This is a genomic window from Micromonospora sp. NPDC049836 (genome assembly GCF_044465125.1).
Lineage (GTDB): Bacteria > Actinomycetota > Actinomycetes > Mycobacteriales > Micromonosporaceae > Micromonospora.
Genome location: NZ_JBITLH010000018.1, coordinates 22697 through 47021, shown reverse-complemented (window position 1 = coordinate 47021; position 24325 = coordinate 22697). Strand labels below are relative to the sequence as shown.

Below are 24325 nucleotides of genomic sequence, written 5' to 3'. Positions count from 1 at the left end.
CTTGGCAGCCCCGGTGCCGCAAGCGTCCCCCAGACGGTCAGCGCCTCTGCTCCTGCTGCGGGTACTCGTGAGCTTCGCGCCACGCGTCGATGCCCGCCTTGGCGGCTACGCCGGCGACCACCAGGGCGGCGCTCGGGTCGGCCCACCACCAGTCGAGTGTGGCGTTGAGGCCGAGCCCGACGAGCAGGCTGACGGACAGGTAGTTGGAGACCCAGGTTTCCTGGGACTGGGCGGTGACGGCCGGGTTGTCCAGTGCGCGGCCGGTGCGGCGCTGGGCGACCGCGACGGGGATCATGACGGCGAGGGCGACGACGTTGAGTCCGATGCCGACTAACGACGTGTCGGGGCGTTCGGCTCCGATCAGGTCCGAGGCGGACTTGTAGGTGACGTATCCGGCCAGGGCGAGGAAGCTGACGGCGATCAGCTGCAGCGCCGGTCGTTGTCGGGCGCGGGGTCCGGCGCGTAGCTGCCAGATGACGACGGCGGCGGCGAAGACCTCGATGACCGAGTCGATGCCGAAGCCGAGGAGTGCGATGGAGCCGGCGGCCAGGCCGGCGGTGACGGCGATGGCTCCTTCGATGATGTCCCAGACGACGATGAGCCAGGCGAGGCGCTGCCCCCGTCGGCGCAGCGCCTCCTCCCGGCCGGTCATCCGACGCTCACCGTCTCAGGGGCTGGTGCGGTGTCGGCGTCGGTGGTGGTGGTCAGCGGCTGTAGGGCGCGAGCCCGGCCGGCGCGGACACCGTTGGCGATGATGATCACCTCGGCGATCTCGTGCACGAGGACGACGGCGGCCAAGCCGAGCACCCCGAGCAGGGCCAAGGGCATCAGGCCGACGACGACGGCGAGGGACAGGCCGACGTTCTGCAGCATGATCGACCGTGCCCGGCGGGCGTGGTCGAGGGCCTGGGGCAGGTGGCGCAGGTCCTCGCCCATGAGCGCGACATCGGCCGTTTCGATGGCCACGTCGGTGCCCATGGCGCCCATCGCGACGCCGAGGTCGGCGGTGGCCAGGGCGGGCGCGTCATTGACACCGTCACCGACCATCGCCGTGGGCCGCTGATCGCGGAGTTGCGCCACGATGCGGGCCTTGTCTTCTGGGCGCAGGTCGGCGTGCACCTCGGTGATGCCGGCCTGTTCCGCGAGGGCGGTGGCGGTGGCGTGGTTGTCGCCGGTGAGCATGGAGACGTGGTAGCCGCTGCGGCGTAGCCGGTCAATCACCTCGACGGCTTCCGGTCGAAGCTCGTCGCGCACGGCGATCGCGCCGATCAGTCGGCCGCCGTCCTCGACGAGGACGGCGGTGGCGCCGGCCTGCTGCATGCCGGTGATGGTGTCGGCGAGCTCTCCCGGGTTTAGCCAGCCGGGTCGGCCGAGCCGGACGGTCCGGCCGTCGACGACGCCGGTGAGGCCGGCGCCGGTGATGGCTTCGACGTCGGTGGCCGGTCGGGGGGTGTCGACGGCGGCGAGGATCGCCCGGGCGAGGGGATGTTCGCTGCGGGCCTCCAACGCGGCGGCCAGGTCGAGGACCTGCTCGCGGGTGGCGGCACCGGTGGCGGCGACGTCGATGACCGTCGGCCGGTTGCGGGTCAGCGTGCCGGTCTTGTCCAACGCCACACCCCGCACGGCGCCGAGCGCTTCGAGGGCGGCGCCGCCCTTGACCAGTACGCCGAGTTTGCTGGCCGCGCCGACGGCGGCGACCACGGTGACCGGCACGGAGATCGCCAGCGCGCACGGCGACGCGGCGACGAGCACGACGAGGGCCCGTTCGATCCAGGTGGCGGGGTCACCGAGCAGGCTTCCGACGACCGCGATGAGCGCGGCGGCGATCATCACCCCGGGAACGAGGGGTTTGGCGATGCGGTCAGCGAGGCGCTGGCTGGCGCCCTTGCGGGCCTGTTCGGCCTCGACGATCCGCACGATCTTGGCGAGGGAGTTGTCCTCGGCGGTGGTGGTGACCTCGACCTCGAGCACGCCGGTGCCGTTGATGGACCCGGCGTACACGTCGCTGCCGGTGGTGGCTTCGACCGGTACGGATTCGCCGGTGATGGCGGAGACGTCGAGGGCGCTGCGGCCGGTGCGGATGATGCCGTCGGTGGCGATGCGCTCGCCGGGCCGCACGATCATCAGGTCGCCGACGCGCAGCTCGGCCGGGGAGATGGCCTGTTCGATGCTGTCGCGACGGACGGTGGCCTGGGCGGGCACGAGGGCGAGCAGGGCGCGCAGACCGCGGCGGGTGCGGGCCAGCGAGTACTCCTCCAGCCCTTCGCTGATGGAGTACAGGAACGCCAGCATGGCGGCTTCGCCGACCTCACCGAGGATGACGGCGCCGACGGCGGCGATGGTCATCAGCGTGCCGACGCCGATCTTGCCCTTGGCCAGGCGGCGCAGCGTGGACGGCACGAACGTCCACGCGCCGACGGCGAGAGCCAGGGCCTGCAGGCCGATCTCCACCGGCCGCGGCGCGCCGGTCCACCCGGCGCCGTAGCCGGCCAGCAGCAGGACCCCGGCTACGGCGGCCGCGCGGATCTCGGAGACGTCCCACAGCCGTTCCGGTTCCCGCTCCTCGGCTTCGCCTGCGCCGGTGGGCTTGTCGTCGCCGCAGCCGCACGCGTCGCTCATCGGGCACCTGCTCGTCGTGCGACGGCGGCAGGGGCGCTGCCGGGTCGAGGGGTGGCAGTCATGGTCACGGGTCCTCTCTGAACTGGGGTTACAGGGATTTGATGAGGGCGGGGACGTGCCGGCGCTGCCGGATCAGCAGCGCGACGGCCAGCACGGTGTAGACGGCGGCGATCACGTAGCGGATGTTGGGTGCGGGCAGCACGAACTGCACGGCGAACAGGCCGAACAACAGCAGCGCCTCACCGCGGGTCAGCCGCAGGTCGGCCAGCACGGCCACGCCGAGCAGGGTCTGGGCGGTGGTGAGCACCAGCTCCTCGGTCTGCCGGGCGTCCAGCGGAAGCCCGGCGAACTCGCCGCCACCCAGGTAATACGCGATGGGAAGGCAGGCGATCAGGAGGGTCCACTGGTTGAGCTTGGCGGCCAGCAGGGCGCCCATGCCGTCGTCGGCCCGGCCGCGCAGCGCGAACGTGATCGCGACGATGACCTCCGGCGCTTCGGAGGCGATCGGGGCCAGCCACTGCACCAGCAGGAACTCGTCGATGCCCAAATCGGCGCCGGCGGCGACCAGCGAGTCACCGAACGGCTCCGCCGCGGCGAGGATGATCGCGCCGGCGGCGACGAACAGCGCGGCGACCAGGCCACGGCGGCGGGCGGCAGGCTGCGCCGCGACGGTGGCCGCGACACCGGCGAGTTCCTCCACGCCTTCCTCGTTGCCGCGGATGCGCCACAGGTAGGCGGCGAACAGGCCACCGAGCACCAGGGTGTCGTACCAGGCCAGCCGGCCGGTCAGCGGAATGACCAGGGCGTAGACGGTGGCGGCGGCGAGGAACACGATCTCGGTGCGCCGATGCGGCGCCAAGGTGACCCTGTCGCGCTCGCCGCGCACCCGGCGGCGGCGCACCGCGAAGATCGCGAAGGCGACCAGCAGCGGCCACGCCACCCCGATCAGCAGCCGGTTCGCCCCGGTCATGTTCGCCGTGGCGTAGGCGGCGTAGGCGGGGTCGTGGCCGGCGGTGTAGGCGAAGAAGATGTCCACCGCGTACTCGGGCAGGATCGCCACCAGCGCCAGGATGGCCAGCGCGAGGCTGCCGGAGATGTCCACCCGGGCGGCCTCCGACGCCCACATCAGCAGCGCCACCGAGGCCAACACCGCAGCCCCGAACACCACCATCGCCGCCACCGGTGCCAGCTCCACCCCGGCCAGCCGCACGATCACCGCCGGGGCGGCGACGGCCAGGGCGAGGACGATGCGGCCCGCGGCGCCGCGCCCGCTGACGGTCGTTTCGATCTCAGCGCTCACCGGTTGCCCCCGCGCTGGTGGAAACCGCGCTGTCATCGGCCGCTGGCACACTGAGAGGCACGTTGCGCAGGCTCAGCCACATCGCGACCGCCACCCCACAGATCAGGGCGCTGTCGGCCAGGTTGAACGTCGGCCACCAGTCCAGGTGCAGGAAGTCGACCACATGCCCCCGGCCCAGACCCGGGGACCGGAACAGCCGGTCCACCAGATTCCCGGCCGCCCCGCCCGCGATCAGGCCGAGCGCCACCGCCCACCCGCGATGGGTGACCTTGCGCCCGTACCAGGAGATGCCCGCGATGACGGCCACCGCCACGACCGTGAAGACCGGGGTGATGCCGGTGCCGATCGAGAACGCCGCGCCCGGGTTGCGGGTCAGCCGAAGCGCCAGCCCGGCGAACAGATCGACGCTGCGGCCCGGCAGCCACGCCACAGCGGCGCTCTTGGACGCGACGTCCACCGCCAGCGCCGTCACCGCCGCGCCTGCCAGCCACGCCACACGTTGCGGCGGGGTCTGCACGGCGGTCACCGGGGGCCGTCGCCGTAGGTTGGGCACAGCGCCACTGTCTCCCCGGTCGCGGCCAGCAGCGACTCGGCGGCCGCCAGCAGGTCCATCAGCTCCATGTGGGTCAGGAAGTAGAAGGACTGGCGCCCGACCGCGCGGTAGTCCACCAGTCCGCAGTCCCGCAAGCAGGCCAGATGCGCCGACACCGTCGACTGCGCCCACCCCAACTCCCGAACGAGGTCCACCACCCGCGCCTCACCGCCGGCCAGCCGGCGCACGATCGCCAGCCGGGTCGGGTCTGCGAGCCCGCGGAACAGCGCCGCGGCGGGCGCGAGGGCCTCCCGCTCCACTTCCTGTGTCATCGCCATGTGGCGATGCTACCGCACCAGGCCGGCGAAGATCGCGAGATGGCGATCACATCGCCGCTTCATGATGTAGAGGTGGTGTCATGGATAAGTCTTGTGCTTCCTCGCAGCGGCTTCAGCCAAACGCCGCGAATCGGCGCAATCACGTCGAGACGGCCGGGGCGGGGCCAATCGGCGCAACGGCCGGTTGCGGCACCGGCCGGCCACGACGTCCCTGTGGGTGGCTCGGCCGGCCAGCCCCCGCGAACCGTCAACCCAGCGCCGCGGGAGGACGACAGTTCGGCGCAGCACATGGTAGGCACGCCTGATGGACGATTCCGTGTGGTGGCTGCTGCGCGACACCCGGCGGGTGATGCGACGAGGCGCCGCCAGCATCGAGCAGCGCCAGCGTGCCCGCCTGCGAGACATGGTGGCCTTCGCTCGCGCCTACTCACCGTTCTACCGCGAGTTGTACCGGCAGGTTCCGCCCGGCGTCGATGACCCGACGCTGCTGCCGGCCACCACCAAAGGGCAGCTGATGGCCGAGTTCGACGCGTGGGGCACCGACCGCGCCGTAACCCGGGAGGCCGTCGACGCCTTCGTCGACAACCCGGCTCTGATCGGCGAACGATTCCTCGACCGCTACACGGTGGCGACCACGTCCGGGACCACCGGCACCCGGGGTGTGTTTCTCATCGACGACGCCGCCCTTCGAGTGACCAACGTGCTGGCCGCTCGCGTGGTGGGCGCCTGGCTGCGTCCACGGGACCTGCCGAGAATCCTCGCCCGCCGCGCAAGGATGACCATGGTGAACGCGGCCGGTGGACACTTCGCCTCGACCGTGGCCGCCGTCCGGCTGCAGCGGCGCCGCGGCAACCGCGTCCAGGTGCTGCCGGTGACCACGCCACTGCCCGACCTGGTCGACGCGCTCAACCGGTTCCAGCCCGCACTGCTCGCCTCCTACGCCAGCACCGCCGCGCTGCTGGCCAGCGAGCAGGCAGCCGGCCGCCTGCACATCAACCCGGTGCTCACGATGCTGTCCGCCGAGGGTCTGCCCCTATCCGAGTACGACCGCATCGCCCGGACGCTGCGGACCACGGTAGCCAACAGCTACGCCGCCACCGAGTGCCCGTTCCTCAGCTACAGCTGCCAGCACGGATGGCTGCACGTCAACGCCGACTGGGTCGTGGTGGAACCCGTCGACGTCAACCATCGACCCACCCCGCCGGGCCAACCCTCGCACACTGTGCTGATCAGCAACCTCGCCAACCGCATCCAGCCGATCCTGCGCTACGACCTCGGCGACAGCGTCCTGCAACGCCCCGACCCGTGCCCCTGCGGCAATCCCCTGCCCGCACTCCGCGTCCAGGGCCGCGCCGCGGACCTGCTCACCTTCCCCACCGCACACGGCGGGACCGTCGCGATCGCGCCGCTGGCCTTCGCCACGACCCTCGAACCCATACCCGGCATCGACCTGTACCAGATCGCGCAGACCACGCCGACGACCCTGCGGGTACGCCTGCGACCAGCCGCCGACGCCGACCCGGACCAGCTGTGGCGAACCGTGCACGCCGCGATCACCCGCCTGCTCGCCACGCACGACCTCTCCCACGTGAGCACCGAACGCGGCGGGGAACCGCCACAGGCGTCGCCGGGAGGCAAGTACCCCACCATCATTCCGCTGCACTAGCTGTCGATGCAGGCCCCGACGGTCCCTACACCGGTGCGCGGCGCGTCGACATGCCCGGAGCGGTTATGGGCAACCGGTAACGGCGGTGGCCGCAAGCCGGTCACTGTCGCGCCGGACCGTCACGGTGCCCGTGGCGGTCCGGTAGGCGAAGCGGGCAGCATCGTCCACCAGCACAACGGTCCCCTCGGAGATCGCACGCAGGGCCGGCGCCCATCGCTGCTGCACCGGCACCCCGGCGACAGTGGCGGTCACCGCGCGGGCCGTGCCGCCGCCCGGGCACGGCACCTGCACCGCGGAAAACTGATCCGCCGACCCGCCGAGTGCGGCGGCGACCGGCGCGAGCACGGCGCGGTCGCGTTCGTCCACCGACGGTGCGGGGGCCAGCCGCGCCGGCGGCCGGCAACCGCTGTCGACGGTCACCGTGATCGTGTCCGGCGCGCTGGCGATCCCGCGCACGCTGACGAAACCGCCCGCGTCGGCTTGCAGCGTCGGCGCCGCGCCGGGCGATGCCGCCACGCTGGCCCGGTACCCTGCGGGCAGGCGCTGCGCCAACAGGGTCAAGGCGTCGGTGGTGTGGTGTTCGGGCAGGGCAAGCAGCAGGCGGCGGCTGAGGCTGGCGCCGTCACGGAACGGGGTGATGCGGCACCCTGGTGAGACCAGGTCGGACGTGATCTCGAGGACCGGCCACGGGTGAGCGGCAGCCAACACTGCGCCCAGCGCGGTGTCGACCACCGTGTCGGCGGCGGCGAGGTCTCGCTGCTCCCGCACCGTCGGCGCATCGTGGCGCGCCGAGAACCCGGCTGCAGCCATCAACAGCACGGCCCACACCGCTGCGCTGGCCACGAGCCAGCGCCGTCCCGCCCCCTTCCTGCGGAAGCCGGCGTGGTTCTCCGTTGGCAGATCGGACCGGTGGTTCGTCACGCGGCCATGTTGGCAGACATCCGCCGCCGGGGACCATCCCAGGCCGGGAGGGCGCCTACGAGCCGTGTCAACACCGCAACCTCTGATTGATCGCCCCGCCACGAACCGGCGGTGTCAGACGCGGCGGGTCGACGGTGATCCAGACACATCGACCGTGCGCTGAACGCGGCGGCCGGCGGCACCGGACGGGCGGGCACTTCTGTAGGCGGAGGTTGGCCACCGGCGGGTGGCATCAGGTGAGACTGTTATCGTCGGCCGCCAGCGATGAATCGCTGGCGGTTCGGGGTGAGAGGAACCTGGTGGAGCGACGCGGCGTGACGGTCGGGCTGGGGTTGGCGCGCCGTTGGTGGCGGCAGTTGACCAGCATGCGTACGGCGCTGGTGCTGCTGTTCCTTCTGGCTGTGGCCGCGGTGCCGGGTTCGGTGCTGCCGCAGCGCAACCTGGGCGTGGAGAAGGTCGACGCGTACCGAGCAGCCAATCCCGAGCTGAGCAGGTGGCTGGACCGCCTCGGATTCTTCGACGTGTACTCCTCGCCCTGGTTCGGGGCGATCTACCTGCTCTTGTTCACCTCATTGGTGGGTGTGCTGCCACCACGGCTGCGCGAGCACGTGGCCGCGCTGCGGCGTCGTCCGCCGCCGGCGCCGCGGCACTTCCGCCGGCTGCCGGCCCACACTGGGGTGGGCCAGTCGGCCCTGGCGCCGGCCGAGGCCGCGGTACGGGTGCGGGGGCTGCTGCGGTCGCGGCGTTTCCGCGTGGCGGTCCGCGCCGACGGCGACGAGGTGACCGTCGCGGCGGAGAAGGGGTACCTCAAGGAGACCGGGAACCTGGCGTTCCACCTCGCGCTGCTGGCGTTGCTGGCCGGGGTGGCGTACGGGTACGGGTGGGGCTGGTACGGCAACCGGATCGTGGTAGCCGGACCGGACACCGGGTTCTGCACCAATCTGCAGCAGTTCGACGAGTACGGGCTCGGGCCGCAGCTGCAGCCACGCGACCTGCCGGGCTTCTGCGTCGAGCTGAACCGGTTCCACGCCGAGTTCCTCGACAACGGCCAGCCAACCGTGTTCCGCGCCGACGTGACCTGGTCCACGCCGCAGCAGAACGGCGGCCGGCACGTGCTGGAGGTCAACACGCCGCTGCGGCTCGACGGGGCGAACCTGTATCTGCTCGGGCACGGCTACGCCCCGGTGCTGCGCTACACCGACCGGCAGGGGCGGGCCCAAACCTCCGTGTCGCCGTTCCTGCCGATCGACGCCGCAGTCACCAGCGAAGGCGCGGCGCTGTTCCCGGACGCCAACGCCGACCCGCGTACCGGCACCCGGTCCACCGACGCGCAGGCGGCGTTCTCCGGCGTGTACGTGCCCACGGTCCCGGCAACGGGGCCGCCGGCGCTGTCCGCGCACCCGGCCGAGAACGCGCCCGGCCTGCTGCTGACCGCCTACCGGGGCAACCTGGGCCTGGAAACCGGGATACCCCAGTCGGTGTACGAGGTGCCGCGCCGCGCCCTGGCCGACGGCCGGCTCACGCAGTTACCCGGGCCGGCGAAGATGCTACGGCCGGGCGAGCGGTGGACCCTCGACGACGGCACGACCCTGGAGTTCCTCGGCACCCGGCGGTGGATCGCCATGACCGTTCGCCATGATCCGGGCGAGCCAATCGTGCTGGCCGCCGCCGTTCTCATGATGGCCGGCCTCGTCGGCACGCTGACCGTCCGGCGGCGGCGCCTGTGGTTCCGGATCACCCCGGCACCCGACGGTTGCGCCATCACCGCCGGCGGCCTGCCCCGCAGCGACTACCCCGGCTTCAACGCCGAGTTCGCCGCTCTGACGGCGGCCGCCCGCGCGGCGGTCCCCACCCAACTCGACGAGCAGGCTACCGACCGGATGACGACCGAGGACAGCATGCCGGTCCCGGACGAGGCAGTATCAGCTTCGGCTGATAACGTCGCCCGGTGACGATACCGCAGGTGGCGTCGCGGGACGACGTGCAGGTCGCCGCGCGACTGTTTCGGGGCTTGGCCGAACCAACTCGGCTGGCGCTGCTGACCGCGCTACGCGACGGCGAGCGGACCGTCTCCGAGCTGATGTCGGCGGTGGGGGCCAGCCAGTCCGGTGTGTCCGGGCATCTGGCCTGCCTGCGCGACTGCGGCCTGGTCACCAGCCGGCCGGGACCGGGCCGGTCGGTGTGGTATCGGCTGGCCTCCCCGCGCCTGCAGGCACTGTTGCGGGCCGCGGAGGAACTGTTGGCCGACGGCGGGCATCCGGTCACGCTGTGCGCCGAACAGGGCAGGAGGCCGCGGTGACCGGAATGTCCTGGCGGCTGGCCGCGGCGACCCTGTCGGCGGCGGTGATCCTGGCGGCGACCGGTTGCGCGGGTGGACCGACCCGCGACGGCGGGCAGGCGAGCACCGCGGTGGTGCAGGGCGCCGACACCGGCCGCGTCGACCCCGGGGCCAGCGTGGTGTATCCGCCCGCCGAGCGGGCGCGGGCCCCACGGCTGGGCGGTGAACTGCTCGACGGCAGCCGGTTCGACGCCGCCACCCTTGACGGCCAGGTGACCGTGGTGAACTTCTGGGCGTCGTGGTGCGCACCGTGCCGGGCCGAGGCCGGCGAACTCAACGCCACGTTCACGGCGACCAAGAACCTCGGGGTGCGGTTCGTGGGGGTCAACCTGCGCGACGGCCGCGACCAAGCGAAAGCGTTCGTCGAGGGCCGGGAGTTGTACCCGAGCCTGTTCGACCCGGCCGGGCGGGTCGCGCTCGGGTTCACCGACGTGTCACCCAACACGATCCCCGCGACGGTGATCGTCGACCGTAAGGGCATGGTCGCGGTGGTGCTGCGCAAGGTGGTCAGCCAGCGGGAGCTGGAACCGCTGGTCCGCCAGATCGCGGGCGAGGCCGGTGGCGGCGATGGGTGAGATGTTCGCCGGGGTGGCGACGTCAGGTCCGCTGCTGCTCGCCCTCGGCGTGGCCGCGCTCGCCGGGCTGGCCAGTTTCCTGTCGCCGTGCGTGCTGCCCCTCGTCCCCGGCTACGTCTCCTACGTCACCGGGATGGCCGGCGAGGACGTGAGCACCTCAGCCGCGGCGGGGACGGTGAACACGATGACGCGGCGCCCGGCTCGGGGACGGCTGCTGGCCGGCACGCTGCTGTTCGTCGCCGGATTCACCGTCGTGTTCATCCTCACCGCGGTCACCGTCGCCAGCGCAGGGCGTCTGCTGCTAGTCCACGCCCGCACGGTGGAGATCATCGCCGGCGCGCTGACCGTCGTGCTGGGCCTCAGCTTCCTAGGCCTGGTGCCAGCGGCCCAGTACGAACGGCGGCTACGACGGCTGCCGGCGCCCGGGCTCGCCGGGGCGCCGCTGCTCGGTGTCGTGTTCGGCGTCGGCTGGGTGCCGTGCGTGAGCCCCACCCTCGGTGCGGTGCTGGCTTTGGCCGCGGTGGATGGGACCACCGGGCGGGCCGTGGCCCTGGCCGTCGCCTACTGCGTCGGGCTGGGCGCACCGTTCGTGCTGTTCGGCCTGGGCCTGCGCCGGGTGCTGGCCGCCTTGGCGGTGGCCCGGCGGCACAGCCGCACCATCACCCGCGTGGGCGGGGTGCTGCTCGTCGTGGTGGGGGTGGCGTTGATGACCGGCTGGTGGTCGACGTTCACCATCTGGCTGCGCGCCACCGTCGGACCCGGCCAGGTCGGCATATGACCACCCCCGTCGTATCCCCGCCGGCCGTCGTCGCCGTGGCGGATCAGAACGGTGGGGTGCGGGGGGTGTCCACGGCGTGGGCGCTCACCGCGTCGGCCACGGCGGGGTTGGCGCTGCTGGTGGCGTTCCCACCGTACGGCTGGTGGTGGGCCGCCCCGGTCGGGGTGGCGCTGCTGGCCCTGGCCGTCCACGGCCGGCCGGCGCGTGCCGGTGCCGCACTGGGCATGGTGTGCGGTCTGGTGTTCTTCGTTCCGCTGCTGAGCTTCACCGGCCTGCAGGTCGGTTGGTGGCCGTGGCTGCTACTGGCCACACTGCAGTCGCTGTACCTGGCGCTGCTCGGCGCCGCGACCGCCTATGCCAGCGCCCTCGTGGACCGGGCCAGGTGGGCGTGGCCACTGGTAACGGGGCTGCTGTGGGTGGCGCAGGAGGCCGCGCGCTCACGGACCCCGTTCGGGGGGTTCCCGTGGGGACGGCTGGCATTCAGCCAGGCCGACGCGCCCACCGTGCGGCTGGCCTCGCTCGGCGGCGCACCGCTGGTGACCTTCACGGTCGCCGTGGCCGGTGGACTGCTCGCGATGGCAGTGTGGCGGCTGTCGGTACGGACCGGTGCCGGCCTGTCGCGGCGGGCGGTCCACGCCGGTCTGCTCGGTGGCCTCGCCGCCGCGGTGATGGCCTTCGCCGCGCTGGTGCCGTTGCCGACGGCGGCCGACCGCACGGTGGTGGTCGCGGTCGTGCAGGGCAACGTGCCGCGCATGGGCCTGGACTTCAACGCCCAACGCCGGGCAGTGCTGGACAACCACGTCACCGCCACGCTGCAGCTCGCCGACGCGGTACGCGAGCACCGCCAGCCGCGCCCGGAACTGGTGATCTGGCCGGAGAACTCCTCCGACATCGACCCTTTGCTCAACCCCGACGCCGCCGCCCGCATCGACGCCGCCGCCCACGCGATCGGCGCCCCGATCCTGGTCGGCGCCGTGCTGCAGGGCCCCGGCCAGGGCAAGGTCCGCAACGCCGGGCTGGTATGGACCCCCACCGCCGGGCCGACCGACACCTATGTCAAACGTCACCCGGTGCCGTTCGCCGAGTACGTGCCGATGCGACCACTCGTGCGGCGCGTCACCACGCTCGTTGATCGGGTCCGCGCCGACTTCGTCGCCGGCACCACCCCCGGCGTGCTACCCATCGGCGGTGTCCGGGTCGGTGACGTGATCTGCTTCGAGGTCGCCTACGACGGCCTGGTTCGCGACACCGTCACCGGCGGCGCGCAACTGCTGGCGGTACAGACCAACAACGCCACCTTCAACTACGCCGAGGCCAGCCAACAGCTGGCCATGGTGCGACTGCGGGCGGTCGAGCACGGCCGCCCCGCCCTCATGGCCTCCACCGTCGGGATTTCGGCGTTCGTCGACCCGGACGCCACCACGCACGACGCCACCACCATGAACACCCAGGCGGTACTCGTGCGCCAGGTGCGCCTCGCCACAGCCATCACCATGGCGACCCGGGTGGGCTCCGCCCCGGAGTGGGCCATGGTGGCTGCCGCCGTCGCCGCGCTGCTCGCCTCCGCCCGGGTACGCCACACCACCATCACGCCCGCTGGCGGTGGCGGAGTCACCGAGCGTGGTGGTCGCCAGATCACCGAACCCACGCGGGAGGCCGTATGAGCAGCGTTTCACCCTATGGCGGCGGCCCGTCGGCGCCGCCGCGCTGGTGGGGACTAGCCGGGCCGTTCGGCGCGGCGGCGCTGTTCGCCGCCGCGGTCGCCTGGGTCCTCACCCACAATCCGACCGACGCGATCCCCGACATCAGTGGCGGCTGCCTGTGGACCGCGATGACCGGCACCCAGGGACCGACGTGCGGCGGGACCCGGATGATGTGGCACCTGCTGCACGGCAACCTGCCCGAGGCCGCCCGCCACCACCTGCCTGCCCTGATCGCTGTGCCCGTTGTCGGCTACGCCTGGGCACGGTGGACGGCCTCCACCATGGGGCGGTGGCTGCCTGCACTGCCGCTGCCACGCTGGCTGCTGATTGCCTACGCCGCGTCCTGGGCGGTGTTCGCCATCGCGCGGAACCTACCCTGGCCGCCGTTCACCGGGCTGCACCTAACCGACATCCAGTAACCCAGCGTCGGCGAAGTCACGCGACCAGCGCCGGCCGAGTCACGAAAGGTTGCCCCCATGGCAGCACTGTCTGACCAGTTGCTCATCGTCACCCTGCTGGCCTACCTGGTCGCGATGGTCGGCTACGCCACCGAACACGCCTTCCGCCGATCCCACGCTGTCCCAGCCGTCGACACACGCCTACCGGCCATGGCCACCACCACAACCGCTGGCCCACCCACCGGCCCGCCACCGACCTCTACTCGCGCCGCTGCCTCCACTTCGGCCACCGCGCCCGGAAGCCGGTCGAGGCTGGCCGGCTGGCTGGCAGTAGCCGCCACCGGCGCTGGCGCCGTAGCCCACGCGTCGTGTCTGGTCACCCGCGGCCTTGCCGCCGACCGGGTGCCGTGGGGCAACATGTACGAGTTCGTTCTCGCGGTCACCCTGGTCGGTGTGCTGGCCTGGCTCGGGCTGCTCACACGCCGTCCCGCGGTGCGTCCCGTCGGGCTCTACATCGCCCTAGCCGCCGTCACCCTGCTCGGGTTGGCCGCCATGCGGCTGCACACACCCGCCGGGCCGCTCGTCCCAGCGCTCGACTCCTACTGGCTGAAGATCCACGTCAGCGCCGCCGCGATCGCGTCCGGGATCTTCCTGATCGGCTTCATCGCCGCCACCGGCTACCTGATCCGACTGCGCCACGACCGCGACACCGCCACGAACAAGCCGTACGGGTTCGTCTCCGCGCTCGGCCGCTACCTCCCCGCCACCGAGACACTGGAGCGGCTGACGTTCCAGATGCACGCGCTCGCCTTCCCGATCTGGACCTTCGCCGTCGTCGCCGGCGCCATCTGGGCCGAGGCCGCCTGGGGCCGGTACTGGGGCTGGGACCCCAAGGAGACCTGGTCCTTCATCTCCTGGGTGATCTACGCCGGCTACCTTCACGCCCGCGCCACCCCCAGCGTCAAACGTCCCGTCGTCGCGTGGCTCGCTATTCTCGGATGGGCGACCATGATGTTCAACCTGTTCGCCGTGAACCTCGTCATCGCCGGCTTGCACTCCTACGCCGGAACCAACTGATAGAGAGAATGAACGAGAGGGCTCCTGGCCCAGTCCGATGCACTGAGCTGGACGATCGGCCTGCGTTGCGGACCGTCAGTCGAGCGAATGCAGCGCGCACCTCAGGCTCGCCAAACCCTCGGCGCGAACGCCAGTCCGACCCGGCCGTGGATACCCACGCGGAGCAGGCGCACCACCTGCTGACCGAGGGCCTGCGTCATGGTCTTGGCTGGTTGTCCCAACCGATGGCCTGTAGTGCTTCGGTGGGTGTGAGGCCGAACATGGCGCGGCAGGTGCGGGTCAGGTGGGCGCTGTCGGCGAATCCCGCGGCGTGCGCCGCCACGGTCAGGGATGCTCCAGCCGACACCTGTCGTAGGGCGTGTTGCAGGCGGGTCCAACGGCGCCAGGTGGGGAATGACAGGCCCAGCTGCCCGGCGAACAGGTGCCCGAGGCGGCTGGGCGAGATGCCGACCCGGCCGGCCAGGTCCGTCAGCGTCATCGGACCGCCGATCAGGTTCGGTGCGGCTGTCAGGGCCTGCACCAGCGCCGGATGCTGGTGACGTTGCGTGGGCGTGTGCCCGTCTGTCGAAGTGGCGGCGCCTGTAGGGTCCGCGGCGGCTCGCCACGTGTCGACATCAGACAGCTCGCCGCCGGTGCGCTGTAGGGCGGTAGCGGCGGCATGTCCGGCGGCGCTCGTCGGGTCGAGGAAGGTCATGACGCCGGTCGCGGCTGTGGTGGTCACGATTTCGTGACGCGCCCCGGCGGGGATGATCGCGCGGGTGGCGGCGCGGGTGGCGCCGGTGGCGTCGCGCAGGATGACGTGGCCGTCGTGGAGGTGAAGAACCTGCACGGCGGCGTGGGCGTGTGCGTGGGCCGCTCCGATGACGCCGGTGTAGGCCATGACCCCTGGTTCGGTGGTGAGAGTGCCGGCCCAGCCACCGCCTGCGGGTGTCCGGGCGTCGCGGGCTGTCTGAGGAGCGGCGGGCGTAGGGGCAGTGGGCTGTCGCGGTCCGCCGGTCGGCGCGGCGGTGCTGATGCTGTTCACGCCGGCACCTTGCGCTCCGGCGAAGGGGTGAGCCCGGCGGACGGGCGGCGGCCCGGCATGAGCACGGCGATGGCCACGGCGCTGAGCAGGGCGATCACGGCGCAGACCACCAGAACGAGGGTCATGCCGTGGAGGTAGGCGGCCTTCGCGTCGGCAGCCAGTGCCGGGTTGTCGAGGCGGGCGGCGACGGCCAGGGCTGCGGCGAGGGACTCACCCGCGGCTTTGGCCGCTGCGGTCGGCAGGCCGGTGGTGTCCAGGCGGGCGGTGTAGCCCTGGGACAAAACGCTGCCGAGCAGAGCGATGCCCAGCGCGCCGCCGACCTGGCGCAGCGTCATGGTGACCGCGGTGCCGGAGCCGGACCGCTGCGGTGGCAGGGCGGCGAGGATGGCGTCCATCGCCGGAGACAACGCCATGCCGATGCCCAGCCCGACGGCGGCCAGCCAGGCCGCGACGAACCCGTACCCGCTGTCCAGATCGGTGGTCGCTCCTGCGGCCAGCCCTGCGGCGAGGATCAGCAGGCCCGCGGTGATCGGGATCCGGTAGCCGGCACGAGCGGCGATCCGTTCGCCGGCCGACGCCCCGATCACCAACCCGGCGATCATCGGCAACAGGCGCAGCCCGGTGCCGAACGGATCAAACCCCTTGACCAGCTGCAGATACTGGGGCACCACGAACAGCATCCCGAGCAGGCCGAAGGTCACCAGCATGCCGGCGACGCTGCCCCAGAGAAACTGCCGCAGGCCGAACAGCCGCAGGTCGATCATCGGCTGATCGGTGCGTAGCTGCCACCACACGAACCCCGCCAACAGCACCACCGCCGCAGTGAGGGCGACCACGACAACGGGGGCGCTCCAGCCACGGCCGGGAGCCTCGATGAACCCGTACACCAGCGCGACCAGCCCGGCGGTGGACAGCACCGCGCCGAGCGCGTCGGGTCGCGGCGGGTGGGGGTCACGCGTCTCGGGCAGCAGCACCACGATGGCCAGCATCGCCACCGCGGCCATCGGAATGTTGATCAGGAAGATCGAACCCCACCAGAAGTGGTCTAGCAGCCAGCCGCCGATCAGCGGGCCGAGCGGGATGCCCACGCCGGTGGCCGCCACGGTCACCGCGACAGCCTTGCCCCGCTCGTGCGGCGGGAACAGCGCCGGCAGCACCGCGAACGCGACCGGCAGGATGATCGCGCCGCCGACACCCATCACCGCGCGGGCGGCGATCACGATCGCGGCGGTGTCGGCCCAGGTCGCCGCCACCGAGGCGGCACCGAACAGACCCAATCCGACCAGCAGCAGCTTTCTGCGTCCCCACCGGTCACCCAGCGCACCGCAGGTCAACATCAGCCCGGCCAGCACCAGCACGTAGGCGTTGACCATCCACTGCAGCCCGGACGTCCCCACGTCCAAAGCGGACGCAATCGTCGGCAACGCCACATTCATGATCGTGATATCGAAGCCGAGCGTGACGGCAGTCAGCACGATCGCCGCCAGCGCCCACCACCGCCGCGGGTCCACCGGCACCGCAGATCCGACCGCGGCACCACCCCTTGTCGTCACGCCCGACCATCCCCTTCATCGTTCAACTATGTTGTCATCGCCCGCTCGCGGTTATTCGGCTCAGCACGTTATCATCGCCGCCAGCCGATAATCCAGGGATGGCAGGCACCTCTCGTCCGCAGTCACGCGGCACCCGCTGGGCAGCCCCCAACGCGCACACCTTCGCTGCCCACGGGCAGGTTAGGGCGGTAGCGGATCTGTTCAAGCCGGCCGCTGGCAACCTGGCGATGCTGAGCGACATGAACGTCAACATCGCCGCCACGCCGTCACCACCGTCACCGCCCGCCAACCGGCGTCCGGCTGGGATGCTCGCGAGGCTGGCGCGCCTGTCCATCCGCCACCCGGTCGTCGTACTCGTGGTGGCGCTGGCGGCGGCGCTGCTGAGCGGGGTGATCGGCGCTTCCGCCGGTGACCGGATGGGCTCCGGGGGGCTGACCGACCCGCACGCGCCATCCGAGCGGGCGCAACAGATCCTCGCCGACCGGTTCGACGCCGGCGAGCCACAACTGGTCCTGCTCGCAGAGGCCGACAGCACGGTCGACGATCCCGAGGCGGTCGCCGCCGGCACCGCCCTGACCGACCAGATCGCCACCGTGGAGGGTGTGGCGGGCGTGGACTCCTACTGGTCCCCGGGCCGACCGTCTGCGCTACGGTCCTCCGACGGGCGGATCGGTCTGCTCCTGCTGCGCATGGCCGGCGACGACGAGGCCGCCGAAGCAACGGCCGCCCGGGTCCTTCGCCACCTCGGCGCCGACAACGGCCCGCTGGCCGTCCAGGTGACCGGATCGGCGCAGCTGGACCGGGAGGTCGATGCCCAAGCCGAAACCGACCTCACCCGCGCCGAACTGCTCACCGCGCCGCTGACCCTGCTCGTCCTGGTGCTGGTGTTCGGCAGCGCCGTCGCCGCCACCCTGCCACTGCTGATCGGGGTGCTGTCCATCCTCGGCACCCTCGCCGCGCTGTGGGCCATCACCACCGTCACCGACGTGTCGGTGTTCTCCCTGAACCTCGCCACCGCCCTCGGTCTCGGCCTGGCCATCGACTACAGCCTGTTCCTCATCACCCGCTACCGCGAGGAACTCGCCGCCGGCCAGGCCGTCGCCGACGCGATCGAGGCGGCGATGCGCACCGCCGGGCGCACGATCCTGTTCTCCGCGATCACCGTTGCCCTGGCCCTGTCGGCGCTACTGGTCTTCCCCGGCTACTTCCTGCGCTCCTTCGCCTACGCCGGCATCGCCGTCTCCACCCTCACCGCCGCCGCGACGCTACTGGTCCTGCCCGCCCTGCTCGCGCTGGCCGGACCACGCATCAACGCCCTCAATCTGCGCCCACGGCTACGACGCCGCCGCACACCTCAACGTCCGGCCGATGACCGGTGGCACCGCCTCGCCACCGCGGTGATGCGCCGGCCCGTCGTGGTCACCCTCACCACCGTCACCGTGCTCGCCGCCCTCGCCGCCCCGTTCACCCAGGTCGAATTCGGCATCAACGACCACCGGGTCCTGCCGAAAGACGCACCCGGCTACCAAGCCTCCGAAAAACTACGCACCCGCTTCGACACGCAGGAGACGACCGCCACCGCGATCGTCCTCGACAACCCCGTCGACGATCCGCAACTAGACGCCTACGCCACAACCGTGTCCGCACTGCCCCACGTCACCCGGGTCGACACCGCCCTCGGCAGCTACAGCAACGGACAGATCCTCGCCCCACCAACGCCCGCATCGGCACGGTTCCGCGCCGCCGACGGCTCCACCTGGCTGTCCGCCGTCACCGACGTCGAACCGACCTCCGGCAGCGGGACCCGCCTCGTCCGACAGATCCGCGACCTGCCCGCACCCGCACCCGCCCTGGTCACCGGCCCCGCCGCCACCCTGGTCGACACCCGCGACGCCATCGCGGACCGACTACCATGGGCGCTCGGGATCGTCATCATCACCACCGCGGTGCTGCTGTTCGCCCTCACCGGGTCCCTGCTGATCCCCGTCCAGGCCATCGTCTTGTCGACCATCAGCCTCACCGCCACGTTCGGCGCGCTGGTCTACGTCTTCCAGGACGGCAACCTCCGCAACCTGCTCGGCGACTTCACCCCCACCGGCTGGATCGACGTCACCGCACCCGTCCTGATGTTCTGCGTCGCCTACGGCCTCGCCATGGACTACGAGGTCTTCCTCATCTCCCGCATCAAAGAGGAATACGACCACAGCGGCGACACCACCACCGCCATCGCCACCGGCCTACAACGCACCGGCCGGCTCGTCACCGCCGCCGCACTGCTCATCGCCATCGTCCTCGCCGCCCTCGCCACCTCCGGCATCACCTACCTCAAGGTCCTCGGCGGCGGACTCACCCTCGCCGTCCTCGTCGACGCCTTCATCATCCGCGCCCTCCTCGTCCCCGCCCTCATGAGGCTCCTCGGCTCCGCCAACTGGTGGGCGCCGAAACGGCTACACCGCCTACACACCCGGCTCCGAATCCGGCACTGACCTGGCCTCCAACCCGGCTAAGCCAAGGGCCTGCATCGACATTGAACCTCACGGGCGCCCTGCCCGGGCACGTCCCGGGCAGGGCGGGAGGCTGTCCGGAACCTTGTGTGGGATGCGGTGATCGCCTTCTCATCCTCTGGTGGGGGCGCGCTCGCCGTAGTACATGGCGAGGGTGTTCAGTGCTTGCTGCCAGCCCTCGGTTGTGCCGGTCCCACAGTCTCCTCGGTCGCGGCGCGGGAGGGGAGGAGTCCAGGCGGCGCCTCACCGCTCAGCCGCCGACTCTTACGGACGGCGCAGTTCCTCCTGGCGGCGGCGAAACTCTTCGGCATCGATTTGGCCGGCCGCGTACCTGCGGCGCAGCTCCTGCTCAGCCGCATCCGCCCGGGTACCTGACATTGACCGGACCAGCCAGACCACGCCCACCACGACCAGTGCTATCAGGGCGAGTCCGAGCACACCCCAGATCAGCATGTATATGACCATGCCGGCCATGCCGTCCATCACCTGGCCTCACCTCCCGCCACGGGCCTGACCGGTACTACCCGGCGCGCGTCTGTCGACACCGTCGGGCGGACCGGTCAGGCCGTCGCCTACACGAGGTCGGGTACATAGAACCAGGTGAAGGGGGCCCAGGGCAGGTTGCGCAGAACCACCGAATACAGGAGGAAGAAGGCGAGGTAGGTGACGTAGGCCGAGCGTGGTATCCGTAGCTGAGGTAGCCGCCGGCCGAATGTCCAGCTGGCGGTCCAGGCGACGAGGGCGTACAGCACGAACGGCGTGGCGGCCCAGGCGGCCAGGTGGTGCCGGGCGGCTTGGATCAGGTTGCCGTGGACCAGATACCAGTACATGCGGGTGCCGCCGCAGCCGGGTCCGTCGATGCCGAACAAGGCGTGCCACACGCACGGCCCGGTCGGATCGGCGAGCCGGTCGGTGGGGTTGAAGGCCAGCACGTATGCGGTGGCGCCGGCCAGCATCACCCACACCGCCAGCGGCGTGTACCGGACCGCCCCGGCCGGGCGGGGCACCGTGATGGTGTTCATGACACCTCCGGCTGGGCGGGGTAGCCGACAGCGGTGATGGCGGCGGCGACCTGCGCCGGGGCACACAACGCTTCGTCGAGGTCGACCACCGTCCGGCCGGCCCGCACGCTGGTTTGCGAACGGGTGACCCCGGGCAGGTCTTCGAGAGTTTCGTCGATGAGCAGCCCGCAGCTGGTGCAGTGCATGCCGGTCACGGAGAACGTGTACCTGCTCATGACTGCTCGCTGATGGTCAGCTTGCCGGTGTACATGCCCATCCCGCACGTGTAGCGCAACGTGCCGGCCCCGGGGGTACCCAGGTCGATGCTGGTATCTCCATTGACCGGCAGGATCCACTGCTCACCCATGGACGGGATGACGAACGCGCGGACGCAACCCTCGGCGTTGTGTGCCCGTACCACCAGGGTGGTGGGTACACCGGCCCGCACGGCGATGTTGCCCGGCGCGTACGCGCCGGTCGTCGCGGTGATCACCACGACCTGCCTGCCGTCGACCATTGACACCGGCGGTGCGTCGGCGGCAACTGCGGCGGCGGTGACGGGCGCCGGCCCGAACCCCGCCGCGGCGGCGAGCTGGCTGGCCGCCACCGGCGAACCGGACATCTCCAGCCCGCCGTTGAACGTGTACAGGCCCATGGCGAGCACGACCAGTCCGGTGGCGAGGGCGAGGCGGCGCCGCCACGCCCCGGCCGCCCGCCGGGCCGCCGCCGCCGCGTAGCCGAGTACCGCGAACAGCGGGCCGGTGCCGGCCACGAACACCGCCATCGTCGCCGCCCCAGCCAAAGCGGAACCGGACGTGATCGCCAACGCCATCACCGAGAGGGTGACCCCGCACGGAATCAGCACCGATGCCACGCCGAGCAGGGCCGGCGCGAAGATCGAGCCGGAGCGGGCCCGGCCGCGCACGAACCGGGTCCACGCCGTCGGCGGCTCGATGACCAGGCCCTTGAAACCGGGCACGCCGAGTTGGGCCAGCCCGAAAGCGATCACCAGGACGCCCGCGGCGAGCTGCGCCATCGTGCGCACGTGCAGGGACAGCTGCGCCGCACCGCCCAGCGCGCCGAGAACCGCGCCGAGCAGCGCATGGGAGGTCAGCTTGCCGGCCAGGAACCCGCCGACCGGGGCGAGGTCATCGGCCAGCAACACCCGGGCCGGTCGGGTGGGCGCGGAAGCGGGGCTGCCTGGGCGGGGGCGGACCTGCGGCGACGCCGGGCCGGCAGGAACCGTGGCGCGTTGCCGGGCGACCAGGCCCGCGAGCAGGCCGCCCTGGACGGCGGCGCAGGACACCCCGCCCGCCAACAGTCCGGTGAGCAGAACAGGGACAAGATTCATTGATAGTGGGCCTTTCTGAGCGAACGAGAGAAGCGAGCACGCCAGAACATCGCCCTGGGCGCGCAGCGGCGACCAGGTGCGATGGGCAGACTTCTCCTACGTGCGCAGAAGGCAGAGTTGTGCCAGCGTGGGCGCCCGCACCCGAATCCGGGCGCGATGCTGTGAGCGGGCGGCGGCCAGCACTAGCGCGATGAGAGGGCGGGCCGGGTGTCGGTCGAGCAGCATCGCGCCGACCACGCCGACCAGCAGCGCCAGACACGCGCCCAGCAACTCGCCGCCCAGCCCGGACGGCGGGTTCTCATCGCTGGTGGTGATCGTCGGGCCATCGTGGCCCATCGACGAGTCCATGGTGAGGTGCACGCCGCCGGCGGGCATGGCGGTGACCATGGCCATGCCGTCGCTGCACTGCAGGCCGTGCATCCACCCCACAGCCACCAGGACCGCGGCGACCAGCCACAACCGCGCCAGCCGGACCGGCCGGCCGGGCTGGGTCTGGATCACCGCAGGCACCCGACAAGCATAAACGGGGCTTCGCGGCGGCCTCCGGCAGCACGGCGGATCCCAGCAGGCGTAGGTGAGTCCGGTGTGAGCAGGAATGGTGAGGGTGACATGGGAGGTGACAGCTGTGAGCACCCCGAATGTCCGAGTCGTGACTTGGTCTGGACGGTCTACCTCAACAGCCGACCCAAGCCCGACTTCTGAGGCACCCGTCGCCTGCGGTCGTACGCTGCGGAAATGGACAGCGCCTACGGCTGGGGCATCGACGAGCCCCCAAACCCGGCCGCCGACACGGACGCGGACGGGTTGGAGCCAGAGCAGCTGTCGGAGGTGCGCGAGCTGACGGCGCAGGGCTGGCAGCTGGCCCCGGACGCCCATGCGCCGCGACCGACGCGATGGCCAGCCCAGCGGCGAGCAGTGTTCTGGTGATCCCTCCCCTGTCCCGATCCGTCAGCACACGTCGGCACCATTCGGGCAGCCGTGCGATCCGATATCTCGCTCCATGCCCGGCTGGGCTCAAGCCGGCGATACCTAGTAGTGCCGGCTGCATGCCACCGAGAATGCCAAGATCGACGAATAGCGCAGAAGTCGAATAGGTGCCCTCCACCGGCCATCGGCGACGGCTGCGACACGCCACGCCGCGCCTGACCGACGAGTACGAGATGCAGGACCTCGCCAACCCCCGAATAACGAGTCCACCCCCATCTCGTCGACGATCGGGCCGGTGTCCTCGGGGCTGCCCAAAGTCGGCAACTGGGTCGGCTTCGCCGAACTCATCTCGACCCGCACCCCGTGCCGGTCTTCGGCATCTGCTACGGCTTCCAGGTCCTCGGCCGGTCCGCCCGTGGCACTCGACCGCCCAGGCGAACTTCCTGGTAGTTCGGCGACCTCTTCACCAGCCTCGTCGCCTGCCCGCCGCCCCATTTCCAGGACCGGTGAAACGGCTACGCGTTGTAGGAGAGCTGCACGTTCCAGCTCTTAGCGGGTGGCGAAACTGTGAAATCCTTGCCGCCACCCAGCACCCCTGGCAGCCTCGATCCCGTTGCGGCACAGGCCGTCCACCCCGTTCTCAGCACTCCCGCCGCACAGGCGTACGAACAGGTGGTCCGACACGGGGAATGTCCCGTCGGCGCACTAGAGTGCCTAGGAGTCCGGTACTTCGATGACCCCCAGGTAAAGCTCATCGCGTGGAGCCACTTGAAGGACCCGGACGCGTGCCGTGGTCGACCGATCCCGGCGCAAACGAAGGACGGGCACCCGGCTGGACCCCGGGCGCCCGTCGAAGCGCAACACCAACGCCGTGCGGGCGGAAGGAGTCAACGCAATGCCCAGACTACGGGCTTATGCAGCAGAAGTGCAGCACGGGGTACCCCAGGTAATCCACAAGGGTTCACCCCAGGTAATACCGCAGGGTGCGCTCGGCGAGCCGGGGATCCCGTACAGCACGCTGCTGATGGGGCTGTTCGCAGCCGCCGTCGGCGTCGGCACGCACCTGGTGCCCGAGTCGGCCACACCGGTCGGGTTGGCCCTGGCCACGTTCGTCATGCTGCAACGCGAGCGCCGGCAGTACCGCTGAACCCTTACGGCCCCCGCACCGGATCATCCGGTGCGGGGGCCGTCCCCGTTGCTGCCGGCTCGGCGGCCGGCTGGTCCGCTGAGCGGCCTAGCTCGCGCCGCTGGTCCCCTCAGCGGATTAGCTGGTTGAGGCGCCGACGATCCGGCCGTTCCCGTTGATCTGCACACCGGGGCCGGCGACATCGCCGCCCGCCGCGTATGCCGCTGCGATCCGCTCGAACACTTGCTTGCCGAACCCCAGCCGCTCCACCGACGGCACCACCACCAGGTCGGCCACGCCGTCCTCGATGTCGGCGACGGCCTCCCGCCAGCCGCGGGTGCCGGCGTGCTCGCCGACCACCTCGTAGCCCTGCTCGGCGCGCCAGCGCTGCGCCGCCTTCGTCAGCTCCTCCAGGGTGGCCCGGCCGCCGCGCACCGCCCGCGAGAACAGCACCGCCCGGCGCCGCACCCAGCGCCGCGCCGCCTGGTCCCACCGCGCGTGCTCGTACAGCCGCGACAGGTCCGGCCCGGAGCCCTCCACGTCGGGGGCGCAGCGCACGAACTTCCGCCCCTCCAAGTCCCACCGCACGTGCCA

The 24325-nt window shown here is 71.6% G+C and carries 25 protein-coding genes; 11 read left to right on the top strand and 14 right to left on the bottom strand.

Going from position 1 to position 24325, the window contains the following annotated elements; all coding sequences use genetic code 11:
• Nucleotides 1-37: 37 nt before the first annotated feature.
• The 5 genes from ACIBPB_RS30895 to ACIBPB_RS30875 all read right to left on the bottom strand — a co-directional run bounded on the left by ACIBPB_RS30895 (nt 38) and on the right by ACIBPB_RS30875 (nt 4789).
• On the bottom strand, nt 38-652 hold the full coding sequence (locus ACIBPB_RS30895) for a cation transporter (RefSeq protein WP_013476051.1): 615 nt from the start codon (nt 650-652) through the stop codon (nt 38-40).
• The gene (locus tag ACIBPB_RS30890) at nt 649-2619 is read right to left on the bottom strand and encodes a cation-translocating P-type ATPase (protein WP_013476050.1); all 1971 of its coding nucleotides are present in this window, start codon (nt 2617-2619) and stop codon (nt 649-651) included. The genes ACIBPB_RS30895 and ACIBPB_RS30890 overlap by 4 nt, the downstream gene beginning before the upstream one ends.
• Nucleotides 2620-2707: 88 nt before the next feature.
• Entirely contained in the window at nt 2708-3919 is a 1212-nt protein-coding gene (locus tag ACIBPB_RS30885; protein ID WP_013476049.1) for a sodium/hydrogen exchanger, read from the bottom strand.
• A complete protein-coding gene (locus ACIBPB_RS30880; protein ID WP_013476048.1) occupies nt 3909-4445 on the bottom strand; it encodes a signal peptidase II in 537 nt (178 codons plus the stop codon). Before ACIBPB_RS30880 ends, ACIBPB_RS30885 begins: the two co-directional genes overlap by 11 nt.
• Nucleotides 4442-4789 (bottom strand): helix-turn-helix transcriptional regulator, encoded by a 348-nt coding sequence (locus ACIBPB_RS30875; protein WP_013476047.1) that lies wholly within the window; start codon nt 4787-4789, stop codon nt 4442-4444. The genes ACIBPB_RS30880 and ACIBPB_RS30875 overlap by 4 nt, the downstream gene beginning before the upstream one ends.
• A gap of 304 nt (nt 4790-5093) precedes the next feature.
• On the opposite strand from ACIBPB_RS30875, the gene ACIBPB_RS30870 reads away from it, so the two are divergent.
• On the top strand, nt 5094-6455 hold the full coding sequence (locus ACIBPB_RS30870) for a hypothetical protein (protein WP_013476046.1): 1362 nt from the start codon (nt 5094-5096) through the stop codon (nt 6453-6455).
• A 63-nt stretch (nt 6456-6518) separates the two neighbouring features.
• Here the strand turns inward: ACIBPB_RS30870 and ACIBPB_RS30865 are convergent, their stop codons facing one another.
• The gene (locus tag ACIBPB_RS30865; RefSeq protein ID WP_013476045.1) at nt 6519-7376 is read right to left on the bottom strand and encodes a hypothetical protein; all 858 of its coding nucleotides are present in this window, start codon (nt 7374-7376) and stop codon (nt 6519-6521) included.
• A 365-nt stretch (nt 7377-7741) separates the two neighbouring features.
• On the opposite strand from ACIBPB_RS30865, the gene ACIBPB_RS30860 reads away from it, so the two are divergent.
• From ACIBPB_RS30860 to ccsB, 7 genes are read left to right on the top strand one after another with little or no spacing between them, the layout of a single operon-like run.
• Nucleotides 7742-9328 (top strand): cytochrome c biogenesis protein ResB, encoded by a 1587-nt coding sequence (locus tag ACIBPB_RS30860; RefSeq protein WP_143766998.1) that lies wholly within the window; start codon nt 7742-7744, stop codon nt 9326-9328.
• Nucleotides 9325-9675 (top strand): helix-turn-helix transcriptional regulator, encoded by a 351-nt coding sequence (locus ACIBPB_RS30855; protein WP_013476043.1) that lies wholly within the window; start codon nt 9325-9327, stop codon nt 9673-9675. The genes ACIBPB_RS30860 and ACIBPB_RS30855 overlap by 4 nt, the downstream gene beginning before the upstream one ends.
• 5 nt (nt 9676-9680) lie before the next feature.
• Nucleotides 9681-10289: a TlpA disulfide reductase family protein gene (locus ACIBPB_RS30850; RefSeq protein ID WP_030500445.1), complete on the top strand. Its 609-nt coding sequence runs from the start codon at nt 9681-9683 to the stop codon at nt 10287-10289.
• Nucleotides 10282-11067, top strand: coding sequence for a cytochrome c biogenesis CcdA family protein (locus ACIBPB_RS30845; RefSeq protein ID WP_013476041.1), 786 nt, complete (start codon nt 10282-10284; stop codon nt 11065-11067). The genes ACIBPB_RS30850 and ACIBPB_RS30845 overlap by 8 nt, the downstream gene beginning before the upstream one ends.
• Complete coding sequence (lnt, locus tag ACIBPB_RS30840; protein ID WP_013476040.1) at nt 11064-12731, top strand: apolipoprotein N-acyltransferase; 1668 nt, start codon at nt 11064-11066, stop codon at nt 12729-12731. Before ACIBPB_RS30845 ends, lnt begins: the two co-directional genes overlap by 4 nt.
• The gene (locus ACIBPB_RS30835; protein WP_013476039.1) at nt 12728-13189 is read left to right on the top strand and encodes a DUF2752 domain-containing protein; all 462 of its coding nucleotides are present in this window, start codon (nt 12728-12730) and stop codon (nt 13187-13189) included. Before lnt ends, ACIBPB_RS30835 begins: the two co-directional genes overlap by 4 nt.
• Nucleotides 13190-13246: 57 nt before the next feature.
• A complete protein-coding gene (ccsB, locus tag ACIBPB_RS30830) occupies nt 13247-14245 on the top strand; it encodes a c-type cytochrome biogenesis protein CcsB (RefSeq protein WP_013476038.1) in 999 nt (332 codons plus the stop codon).
• A gap of 196 nt (nt 14246-14441) precedes the next feature.
• On the opposite strand, the gene ACIBPB_RS30825 is transcribed toward ccsB, so the two are convergent.
• Together ACIBPB_RS30825 and ACIBPB_RS30820 are read right to left on the bottom strand one after the other, a co-directional pair.
• Nucleotides 14442-15125, bottom strand: a complete 684-nt coding sequence (locus ACIBPB_RS30825) for a helix-turn-helix transcriptional regulator (protein ID WP_052165558.1) — start codon at nt 15123-15125, stop codon at nt 14442-14444.
• Between the two features lie 140 nt (nt 15126-15265).
• Nucleotides 15266-16786 carry an MFS transporter gene (locus tag ACIBPB_RS30820; RefSeq protein WP_013476035.1) on the bottom strand — a complete coding sequence of 507 codons (1521 nt, stop codon included), beginning with the start codon at nt 16784-16786 and terminating at the stop codon, nt 15266-15268.
• Between the two features lie 134 nt (nt 16787-16920).
• Here ACIBPB_RS30820 and ACIBPB_RS30815 point away from each other — a divergent pair, with 134 nt between their 5' ends.
• Nucleotides 16921-19308 (top strand): MMPL family transporter, encoded by a 2388-nt coding sequence (locus tag ACIBPB_RS30815; RefSeq protein WP_114920892.1) that lies wholly within the window; start codon nt 16921-16923, stop codon nt 19306-19308.
• Between the two features lie 282 nt (nt 19309-19590).
• Here the strand turns inward: ACIBPB_RS30815 and ACIBPB_RS30810 are convergent, their stop codons facing one another.
• From ACIBPB_RS30810 to ACIBPB_RS30790, 5 genes are all read right to left on the bottom strand, one after another.
• A complete protein-coding gene (locus tag ACIBPB_RS30810; protein ID WP_049800110.1) occupies nt 19591-19812 on the bottom strand; it encodes a hypothetical protein in 222 nt (73 codons plus the stop codon).
• A gap of 86 nt (nt 19813-19898) precedes the next feature.
• Entirely contained in the window at nt 19899-20348 is a 450-nt protein-coding gene (locus ACIBPB_RS30805) for a DUF2752 domain-containing protein (protein ID WP_013476032.1), read from the bottom strand.
• Nucleotides 20345-20563, bottom strand: a complete 219-nt coding sequence (locus tag ACIBPB_RS30800) for a heavy-metal-associated domain-containing protein (protein ID WP_013476031.1) — start codon at nt 20561-20563, stop codon at nt 20345-20347. Before ACIBPB_RS30800 ends, ACIBPB_RS30805 begins: the two co-directional genes overlap by 4 nt.
• Entirely contained in the window at nt 20560-21678 is a 1119-nt protein-coding gene (locus ACIBPB_RS30795) for a sulfite exporter TauE/SafE family protein (RefSeq protein WP_013476030.1), read from the bottom strand. Before ACIBPB_RS30795 ends, ACIBPB_RS30800 begins: the two co-directional genes overlap by 4 nt.
• Nucleotides 21679-21774: 96 nt before the next feature.
• Nucleotides 21775-22179 carry a hypothetical protein gene (locus ACIBPB_RS30790; protein WP_013476029.1) on the bottom strand — a complete coding sequence of 135 codons (405 nt, stop codon included), beginning with the start codon at nt 22177-22179 and terminating at the stop codon, nt 21775-21777.
• A gap of 234 nt (nt 22180-22413) precedes the next feature.
• Between ACIBPB_RS30790 and ACIBPB_RS30785 the strand changes: the two genes are divergently transcribed.
• A complete protein-coding gene (locus ACIBPB_RS30785; RefSeq protein WP_030500441.1) occupies nt 22414-22605 on the top strand; it encodes a hypothetical protein in 192 nt (63 codons plus the stop codon).
• Between the two features lie 895 nt (nt 22606-23500).
• On the top strand, nt 23501-23752 hold the full coding sequence (locus ACIBPB_RS30780) for a hypothetical protein (RefSeq protein ID WP_170215183.1): 252 nt from the start codon (nt 23501-23503) through the stop codon (nt 23750-23752).
• Between the two features lie 117 nt (nt 23753-23869).
• Here the strand turns inward: ACIBPB_RS30780 and ACIBPB_RS30775 are convergent, their stop codons facing one another.
• Nucleotides 23870-24319: a hypothetical protein gene (locus tag ACIBPB_RS30775; RefSeq protein WP_030500440.1), complete on the bottom strand. Its 450-nt coding sequence runs from the start codon at nt 24317-24319 to the stop codon at nt 23870-23872.
• Between the last annotated feature and the right edge of the window lie 6 nt (nt 24320-24325).

What these genes read in the sequence shown, in the direction of transcription:
- ACIBPB_RS30895 (WP_013476051.1), bottom strand. Translation starts at nt 652, where the DNA reads ATGACCGGCCGGGAGGAGGCGCTGCGCCGACGGGGGCAGCGCCTCGCC.
- ACIBPB_RS30890 (WP_013476050.1), bottom strand. Translation starts at nt 2,619, where the DNA reads ATGAGCGACGCGTGCGGCTGCGGCGACGACAAGCCCACCGGCGCAGGC.
- ACIBPB_RS30875 (WP_013476047.1), bottom strand. Translation starts at nt 4,789, where the DNA reads ATGGCGATGACACAGGAAGTGGAGCGGGAGGCCCTCGCGCCCGCCGCG.
- ACIBPB_RS30870 (WP_013476046.1), top strand. Translation starts at nt 5,094, where the DNA reads ATGGACGATTCCGTGTGGTGGCTGCTGCGCGACACCCGGCGGGTGATG.
- ACIBPB_RS30860 (WP_143766998.1), top strand. Translation starts at nt 7,742, where the DNA reads ATGCGTACGGCGCTGGTGCTGCTGTTCCTTCTGGCTGTGGCCGCGGTG.
- ACIBPB_RS30850 (WP_030500445.1), top strand. Translation starts at nt 9,681, where the DNA reads ATGTCCTGGCGGCTGGCCGCGGCGACCCTGTCGGCGGCGGTGATCCTG.
- ACIBPB_RS30845 (WP_013476041.1), top strand. Translation starts at nt 10,282, where the DNA reads ATGGGTGAGATGTTCGCCGGGGTGGCGACGTCAGGTCCGCTGCTGCTC.
- lnt (WP_013476040.1), top strand. Translation starts at nt 11,064, where the DNA reads ATGACCACCCCCGTCGTATCCCCGCCGGCCGTCGTCGCCGTGGCGGAT.
- ACIBPB_RS30835 (WP_013476039.1), top strand. Translation starts at nt 12,728, where the DNA reads ATGAGCAGCGTTTCACCCTATGGCGGCGGCCCGTCGGCGCCGCCGCGC.
- ccsB (WP_013476038.1), top strand. Translation starts at nt 13,247, where the DNA reads ATGGCAGCACTGTCTGACCAGTTGCTCATCGTCACCCTGCTGGCCTAC.
- ACIBPB_RS30825 (WP_052165558.1), bottom strand. Translation starts at nt 15,125, where the DNA reads ATGGCCTACACCGGCGTCATCGGAGCGGCCCACGCACACGCCCACGCC.
- ACIBPB_RS30815 (WP_114920892.1), top strand. Translation starts at nt 16,921, where the DNA reads ATGGCAGGCACCTCTCGTCCGCAGTCACGCGGCACCCGCTGGGCAGCC.
- ACIBPB_RS30805 (WP_013476032.1), bottom strand. Translation starts at nt 20,348, where the DNA reads ATGAACACCATCACGGTGCCCCGCCCGGCCGGGGCGGTCCGGTACACG.
- ACIBPB_RS30800 (WP_013476031.1), bottom strand. Translation starts at nt 20,563, where the DNA reads ATGAGCAGGTACACGTTCTCCGTGACCGGCATGCACTGCACCAGCTGC.
- ACIBPB_RS30795 (WP_013476030.1), bottom strand. Translation starts at nt 21,678, where the DNA reads ATGAATCTTGTCCCTGTTCTGCTCACCGGACTGTTGGCGGGCGGGGTG.
- ACIBPB_RS30785 (WP_030500441.1), top strand. Translation starts at nt 22,414, where the DNA reads ATGGACAGCGCCTACGGCTGGGGCATCGACGAGCCCCCAAACCCGGCC.
- ACIBPB_RS30780 (WP_170215183.1), top strand. Translation starts at nt 23,501, where the DNA reads ATGCCCAGACTACGGGCTTATGCAGCAGAAGTGCAGCACGGGGTACCC.